The sequence below is a fragment of the Paenibacillus sp. P4_A7 genome (assembly GCF_056402455.1).
Genome location: NZ_JBFUHJ010000276.1, coordinates 1 through 7,417 on the forward strand (window position 1 = coordinate 1; position 7,417 = coordinate 7,417).

The following is a 7,417-nucleotide window of genomic DNA, read 5'->3' on the forward strand; positions in this document are numbered from 1 at the left end:
TCGAAGCACAATTCAAGCTCCTGTTGGACGGAGTTAGTACCAGAAAGCTCTGAAAATTGAGAGAAGTAGCTTACCTTAAGCTGCGGGTCTACTTCTACTTTGCCAGCCGTTGGTTCTTCTCTTCCGAGAATCAATTTGAATACAGTCGATTTACCGGCACCGTTACGACCGATGAGACCAATCCTTTCCCCTTTGCTTACCTTAAAATAAATATCCCGAAAAATCAGCATGTCACCATACTTTTGCGTTACATTTTCCAATCGAATTACACTCACGGTTTACACCTCTATATTCTATTAGCATTATGTAGAATAATCTCACGTTTGTATTACTCTCTCTGTCGATGCTACAGTAATTTTCGCAACAGTCAAGGAACAACAAAAAAAAGCCGCATTAGCTGCGGCATTAAGCTTAAGGAACATATTGCTGAACGATACGAGTTATTACTCCATTCTCCACCGTTAAATGGTAAGGAAAGCTTTTCAGTTGGAGGTCATCCTCAGTTTTCATGATCTCTACGAACTTTTCTAGTGAGATTTGTTCATCCCATTGGAAGTCTGCCTCTAGTATATTACCAGTTCTATTATAAATTTGCATAAGTACGACAGCATCGTCAGCGATAGGCAAAGATTCTATTTTGCTATAATCATTTACAATGTAGTAGCCGTCAGGTGGTCCATCCAGCCCAGAGTCTCCTTCAATCTCAATAAACTTTTGTTTCGCCATATCCCCTTCATACCAATCAATTTGGTCCATGGATAAAACATAATGATTATCCTGCTGTTTAACATTTTCTATATACCCTGTTTCTACATTCGGCGTAATATTAACAGGTTTATATTCGCGGCCTCCCGCCAGCGCAAAGCTAAATGCGCTCAGACAAGCAATCGTGACAACAGCTACCATCGTATATTTTTTCATCGCTCTTACGCTCCTTCAGTCAGGTCTCTATTCTTATTCTGCCTACTTATATAATATAACGAATGAAGGCTAAATTAAGTTACAAAAAAGCTACAGAAATCATTAAATTTTTGTGAAGACTGTTACTATTCTTTAACCATTCTCCAACCAATCTAAACAAGTAATTTCATCTTGTTAACCTATTCGAATTATAGGCATATGCTGATACATCATAATTTGAGAGGAAAATGAAAATGCGACAATACGAACAAGCTGACACAAGTGCCTATTATCCGAATACTTACCTATCTCAGCTGCATCCATCCCACTATTGGCCGAATCATTACAGCAACGCCTATACATCCTTGATGTACTCTCCATATGGAATCGAAGAAGGCTACAGGGTAATGCAGCAGCCGCTTACCTTTGTGCTGATTCATGGTTCATGGGCAGATACCAGCTTTTGGGATGGAGTTGCAGATGAATTACGTCAGAAGGGCCATATTGTTTATGTGCCTGAATATCCTGGACATGGCTCTGACCCCAATAAAAATGTTACCCATACAATGATCACACAGTCCATTGCCGATTACATCTATTCGAGAAATTTACATGATATCGTTCTGGTTGGACACAGCTTTGGCGGTTCCTTGGTTCAGACAGTCGCCCAGCTCATCCCGGGCMGAATTAAGCGGCTTGTCTTTCTCGACGCATTTGTGTTGAAGGATGGACAAATGCTTGCCGATGAATTCCCCCCAGATGTTAGGCAAGCTTTTCAACAACTTCGGGAGAGCTCGATGGATGATACCATTATGCTTCCCTTCCCATTATTTCGTGAAACCTTTGCGAATTTAGCAAGTCTAGAGTTAGCTCAACAAATGTACAATAAAATAACACCAGAGCCAGCCAAGCCTTTTTACGAGAAGCTTGATCTTAAAAGGTTTTATAGTTTGAACATACCCAAAAGCTACATCTTCCTCACGGCAGATAACGTATTGCCTCAGTACAGCAACGAATATGGCTGGCATCCGCATATGTCCAGTCGGCTTGGTCTCTTTCGATTCATTATCGGGCAAGGCGATCATATGACTACAGCAAAGACGGAACCGCGATATCTCGCACAGAAGGTTTATGAAGCAGGAAGAGACTAATTCTAAGTACCACAATCGTAAACGGCTTGTTCCGTCCTCTACGGCATAAGCTCGTTTAGCGGTGAAATAAAAAAATCCCTTTCGGTACACCGTGTCTTATGCTCACAGGATCATGAACGTAAGACACGGATAACCAAATAGGGATTTATCATTACTCTTCATTACAAACTAAGTGCTCTAGCTTTTACAACAATTTTGCGAATACTTTCCACAGATAAGTGGTACTTGTTCTCCAGCTCGGAAACAGACCACCCACTTGCATAAAAACGACAAATTTCCTGATTTCGATCCGCCAGCAGCTTCCGTGTACCGCTAACCTCACCCCAATGGGCCCGTTGATTAGTTGGCTTAGGAATATAAATTAAATCACCTTGTATATATTGCTGCAGCTCTTTTAATAAGCTAGGGGGAAGAACATCTCTTCCATTTTTGTAGTTCACGATAAAAATCCTCCTCAAATAGGATAGAACTTGCTTGCGATGTTGATGTTGGAGCATTAATCATGTTTCCTACCTCCTTCTTAGTTTTTGGATTTTTTTAATACTGAAACGAAAAAAACCGTGGATGGCTCATCCCCCACGGGTTTCCCCTCAAACACAAACTGACTATCGTCAATTGGTTTGATGTACCACTTACTTATCATAAAGAAAGCACTTACTATTTTCAAGATATATTTCAATAAATTCCATATTATTTATAAATATTTAGTATATAGTTTTTAAGGGGAGGCCTTTCAACCTCCCGGTTAGAATGATCTCCGTCTTAAACGGAGATCACCTCATGGTTTGTAATCAAATCGATCAACTCCTTTCCAATTATTTCGTCGGCCCGACTTCTACATTGTACTTCCATTTCATGGATGAGCGAAAGTGCAAGAATATCTATAAACGAACTTTACCAGACAGAGCGTTTTCCAGCTAAAATGCTACAATAGACCGACCATTTTAAGCCCGTATAATATGCCGTCCTCTGTTACGTCCTTAGTTACATACCGCGCTGCTTTTTTGACCACATCTGGTGAATTCCCCATCGCCACACTATGGTAAACGCTTTGAAGCATCTCAAGATCATTAAACCCATCGCCAAAAGCATATATATCCTCTTCCTTAAAGCCTGTATGCTCGATCACCGCTTGAATTCCTCGTGCTTTTGATCCGCCTGGTGGAAGTATATCACTCCCATACTCATGCCAACGAATAAAGCCAAATTCAGAAAAATGATCTTTGTAGCAGCTCTCGTCCTCTTGTTTACAAAAGAGCAGACACTGATATATTTCACGGCCTTTATGATAATCATGATCGATTTCAGGAAGCTTTGCTTTCAAAGCTTCACAGCCCGATTCCACATAAGCATTGTTACCCGTACTGGTACGCATGCCTTCGGGTGTCATAAATACCAAAGGGTGATGATTATTTAACGTAGCCTGAAGAAGCTCTTCCAGACGAAACGGATCAATGGCATGACTGTACAGCACCTTTCCCTTGTAACAGACATAAGAGCCATTAAAGCTAACGTATGATTCAATATCCAGAGCTTCGCTAACTTCCTTTATCATGTATGGCCCTCGCCCTGTTGCGATTACCACTTCATGTCCATCCTTTTTCAAATCAGCTATCGCCTGCTTCGTAGACGCAGGAATTTTCTTATCATGATCTAGCAAAGTTCCATCTATATCAAAAAATATAAGCTTCCTATTCAATACAACCCCACTCCAATTCTCATAGCTACTTATAGCATTATCGCATAATTACTGTTTCTTGCGGTGAAAGATTAAGTAATAGACAACCTGAAATTAATTGACAAAACATTCCACATTCGATTATGGTGAATATAAAATAAATTCATTCATATAAACACCAAGGGAAATGGAGTTTAATCGATGCCAAAAAAATTCAACGAACAAGAAAAACAATGGATCAGCCAAAAATTGTTTGAAGAAGGTAAACGAAGCTTTGAAGCTGTAGGCTTAAGAAAAACGAGTGTGGAGGATTTAACKAAAGCTTCTGGAATCGCGCAAGGCACCTTCTATAAATTTTTCGGATCGAAAGAAGAGCTATTCTATCACATATTACTCGAGGAAGAATCTGTTATACGAAACCAGATGCTTGCTTCTATGAATGAGACAGCCATTGTGACCAAAGAGAGCATTCGACAATTCCTGCTTGGAGCCTTTCGTTTATTAGGCGAAAGCCCATTGATCCGGCAAATGTATTTGGAAGGTGAAATTTCGCAGCTCATCCGAAAGCTGCCGCAAGAACTGCTGGACCGCAATTTTTCGGAGGATACGGATGCTATGCTGCCGGTTATTCAACATTGGCAAGCAGCAGGCATTCTTATACATACAAGGCCAGAGTTGATTGTCAGCATGATTAGATCACTTGTGCTCTTATCCTTACATCAAAAAGAGATTGGTGAAGATATTTATACAGATACGATGGCATTTATGTTTGATTTGATATCGGAAGGAATGCTAGCAAAGAGAGATACAGGGGGAAACCATTGATGATAATAGAGGTCGACCAACTGGAATACACTTATCCAGGAACGACGAAGACCGTACTACACGACATCCATTTCTCCATTTCCGCAGGGGAAGTTTTTGGGTTTCTTGGACCATCTGGAGCTGGAAAAAGCACTACTCAAAAAATTCTTATTGGTTCACTAAAAAACTACACGGGTAGCGTCAAGGTTCTAGGCACTGAAATTAAGAGTACTGATCCTGATTATTATGAACGTATTGGTGTCGCATTCGAGTTCCCTAACTTCTATAGTAAATTTACAGCTCTTGAGAACCTGAACATGTTTCGTTCCCTATATAAAAGCGAAACGCAAGATCCAATGTGCTTGCTCGAGCAGGTCGGACTTGAGGATGCAGCACATATGAAGGTGTCTCAGCTCTCTAAGGGCATGAAAATGAGACTTAATTTTTGTCGATCATTGCTTCATCATCCAAGCATTTTATTTCTTGATGAACCAACCTCAGGACTAGATCCTGTTAACTCTAAACGAATGAAAGAGTTAATTTTGAAGGAAAAAGCAGCAGGTACCACCATTGTAATAACGACACATAACATGCAAGCTGCTGAAGAGCTTTGTGACCGTGTGGCGTTCATCGTAGATGGTCAGATTGCACTCATTGACTCACCCAGGGAATTAAAACTGCGACATGGTAAAAAAAATATACGAGTTGAATACTTGAAGGATCAAGAACTTATTACAGAACATTTTCCAATGAATGGATTAGCTGATAACCTCTCGTTCATAAACCTTCTCCGTAATGAACAGATAGAAACAATCCATTCATTAGAAGCCACTCTTGAGCAAATCTTTATTGATGTTACAGGGAGATCTTTAGTATGAGACTGTTCATGACAATTATGCACGATATTCGCTTCCAATGGCGCCACCGGTTCTACATCGTCTATCTATTTGTCTGCTCGATCTATCTCGTATTGCTAAACACGATTCCAGCTCGATTCAAAGAATCGGTAGCCTTATTGCTCACCTTTTCTGATCCGAGTGCGCTAGGGTTAATTTTGGCGGGGGGAATCGTACTATTAGAGAAAGATCAGGGCATTCATGATAGCTTATTCGTTACACCCATACGTATAAGAGAGTATTTACTCGCCAAAGCGATTTCTTTGTCCTTACTCTCCATCTTATCCGCCTGGATCATACATGGCTTCTCCATAGGCGTACCTGCATCCCCTTTTCATTTTACAATTGCGGTCATACTTACCTCCAGTTTATTCACTTTACTCTCCATCGGAATAGTCGTTCGTTCGCAATCGATAAACGGTTTTATTCTCCTATCGCAACTCTATGCCCTGCCTCTTGCATTACCTTTACTCGATTTCTTTAACATTGGTCATAGATTTCTATACTTGATTTTTCCAACGGAAGGCACTCTTTTGCTCTTAGAGTCGATCGTACGCAAAGTCTCTGTAGGTGAAACTATTTATGCGATTATTATTTTAATAATTGGCAACGTTTTTGTCTTTTGGTGGGCACAACAGTCCTTTAGGCGGAAAATTCTGATGAATATAGGAGAAGGCAAATGAAGATGAAGTTTCAGGCTTTATTAAAAAATGACATGCAACAAATTTGGAAGGATCCGATGCTCATGGCTAGTCTGTTCGGACCTCTCGCAGTAATCGCTTTTGCACGTTTCATCTTCCCCCTCTTATCGCGTTGGATTGAGCAGCAATTCACTTTTTCTCTATTGGATTATTCGGACTTTGCTACAACCTTTCTACTACTTACTATCCCGCTTCTTCCTGGTGTGATGGTAGGATTACTCATGCTTGATGAGCGAGATGAAAACATGATTGCCTATTATGCAATTACACCTCTTGCTCGCGAAGGTTATTTTGTTTATCGATTGTTTTTACCAAGTTTTCTGTCCTTATTTTTAACCTGTTTATTTTTTCTTTTATCGGGAATTGCTGAGATCAGAGTCGAGAGCCTCTATTCATTGTTATTACTGACAATTGAGGCGCCTTGTCTGGCCCTGTTTTTAGCGGCTTTCGCTGCAAATAAAGTTGAAGGCTTAGCGTTATCCAAAATTAGCGGATTGCTTTTCGCTGGACCCATAGTTGCTGCATTTGTACCCGTACCATGGCAGTATTTGGGGATGTGGATTCCTACGTTTTGGCCAGCTAGAAGTTATTTTCTCGGTTTATCACAAGAACCTCTGGCATCACTGGTAGCGTTTGGAGTTGGACTCGTTTTTCATCTCGTTTTGTTAAAGTTCATGTTTCAGACGTTTATAAAGCGTATAGATTAGAAAATAAATAGGCATATTGTATCCACTCGAAGAATGAAATCGTGCAATCAAGGGGATTACTCTTTATTAAGGAGTGATCTTCATGCCAATTCGGAAAATAGGTATATGTTCCATTATTTTCATTATAATCATAGCTTCAGGATGGTTATTGGATAACATGATTCGCAATCAATGGAATCACGCTACTATACTTCCTCAGTCGACTCAAAAATATGACATGTTTTCAACCTATGACTCCCTTAGTCAGTACGATTATGATACACCTTATTTTCCCCGTGAATATATCAGAATAATACGTTTAAATAAGGAAAAGTAGCTTTGATGCTCCCTGTAACTGATATTAAATAATTCGGGACAGGCACATTAAAGTATTTTTTGTTATACTGTTAAGTATCAATTTGTTGGAGGGCTTGTGAACATGAAAATATACGTCATTATATCTTTCAACGAAGACGGTATGGAAAATGTATATGTAGGTTCGGATGAGGAAAAAGCGCTTGCTTTTAAACCGGCCGATTTTGAGAATTGTGACGCCTTATTCGTAGAAATTTGGGAAGACGGAGATAAAACAGACGATTAT

General features: G+C 40.0%; 9 protein-coding genes. 5 read left to right on the plus strand and 4 right to left on the minus strand.

The features are described from left to right. Both AC1DWN_RS23455 and AC1DWN_RS23460 read right to left on the minus strand, forming a co-directional pair. On the minus strand, positions 1–275 hold a 275-nt coding region (locus AC1DWN_RS23455), incomplete at its 3' end, for an ATP-binding cassette domain-containing protein (RefSeq protein WP_477561312.1). Between the two features lie 136 nt (positions 276–411). Then, complete coding sequence (locus tag AC1DWN_RS23460; RefSeq protein WP_477561313.1) at positions 412–921, minus strand: hypothetical protein; 510 nt, start codon at positions 919–921, stop codon at positions 412–414. A gap of 233 nt (positions 922–1,154) precedes the next feature. Between AC1DWN_RS23460 and AC1DWN_RS23465 the strand changes: the two genes are divergently transcribed. Continuing rightward, a complete protein-coding gene (locus AC1DWN_RS23465) occupies positions 1,155–2,051 on the plus strand; it encodes an alpha/beta fold hydrolase (RefSeq protein ID WP_477561314.1) in 897 nt (298 codons plus the stop codon). 161 nt (positions 2,052–2,212) lie between these two features. Here the strand turns inward: AC1DWN_RS23465 and AC1DWN_RS23470 are convergent, their stop codons facing one another. Continuing rightward, positions 2,213–2,491: a CD3324 family protein gene (locus AC1DWN_RS23470; RefSeq protein ID WP_477561315.1), complete on the minus strand. Its 279-nt coding sequence runs from the start codon at positions 2,489–2,491 to the stop codon at positions 2,213–2,215. A 485-nt stretch (positions 2,492–2,976) separates the two neighbouring features. Then, the gene (locus AC1DWN_RS23475; RefSeq protein WP_477561316.1) at positions 2,977–3,750 is read right to left on the minus strand and encodes a Cof-type HAD-IIB family hydrolase; all 774 of its coding nucleotides are present in this window, start codon (positions 3,748–3,750) and stop codon (positions 2,977–2,979) included. A gap of 180 nt (positions 3,751–3,930) precedes the next feature. Here AC1DWN_RS23475 and AC1DWN_RS23480 point away from each other — a divergent pair, with 180 nt between their 5' ends. From AC1DWN_RS23480 to AC1DWN_RS23495, 4 genes are read left to right on the plus strand one after another with little or no spacing between them, the layout of a single operon-like run. Next, the gene (locus AC1DWN_RS23480; RefSeq protein WP_477561317.1) at positions 3,931–4,554 is read left to right on the plus strand and encodes a TetR/AcrR family transcriptional regulator; all 624 of its coding nucleotides are present in this window, start codon (positions 3,931–3,933) and stop codon (positions 4,552–4,554) included. 2 nt (positions 4,555–4,556) lie between these two features. Continuing rightward, positions 4,557–5,411 (plus strand): ABC transporter ATP-binding protein, encoded by an 855-nt coding sequence (locus AC1DWN_RS23485; protein WP_477561320.1) that lies wholly within the window; start codon positions 4,557–4,559, stop codon positions 5,409–5,411. Continuing rightward, positions 5,408–6,112 (plus strand): fluoroquinolone export ABC transporter permease subunit, encoded by a 705-nt coding sequence (locus AC1DWN_RS23490; RefSeq protein WP_477561318.1) that lies wholly within the window; start codon positions 5,408–5,410, stop codon positions 6,110–6,112. The genes AC1DWN_RS23485 and AC1DWN_RS23490 overlap by 4 nt, the downstream gene beginning before the upstream one ends. After that, positions 6,109–6,837: a hypothetical protein gene (locus AC1DWN_RS23495; protein ID WP_477561319.1), complete on the plus strand. Its 729-nt coding sequence runs from the start codon at positions 6,109–6,111 to the stop codon at positions 6,835–6,837. Before AC1DWN_RS23490 ends, AC1DWN_RS23495 begins: the two co-directional genes overlap by 4 nt. Positions 6,838–7,417: the final 580 nt, after the last annotated feature.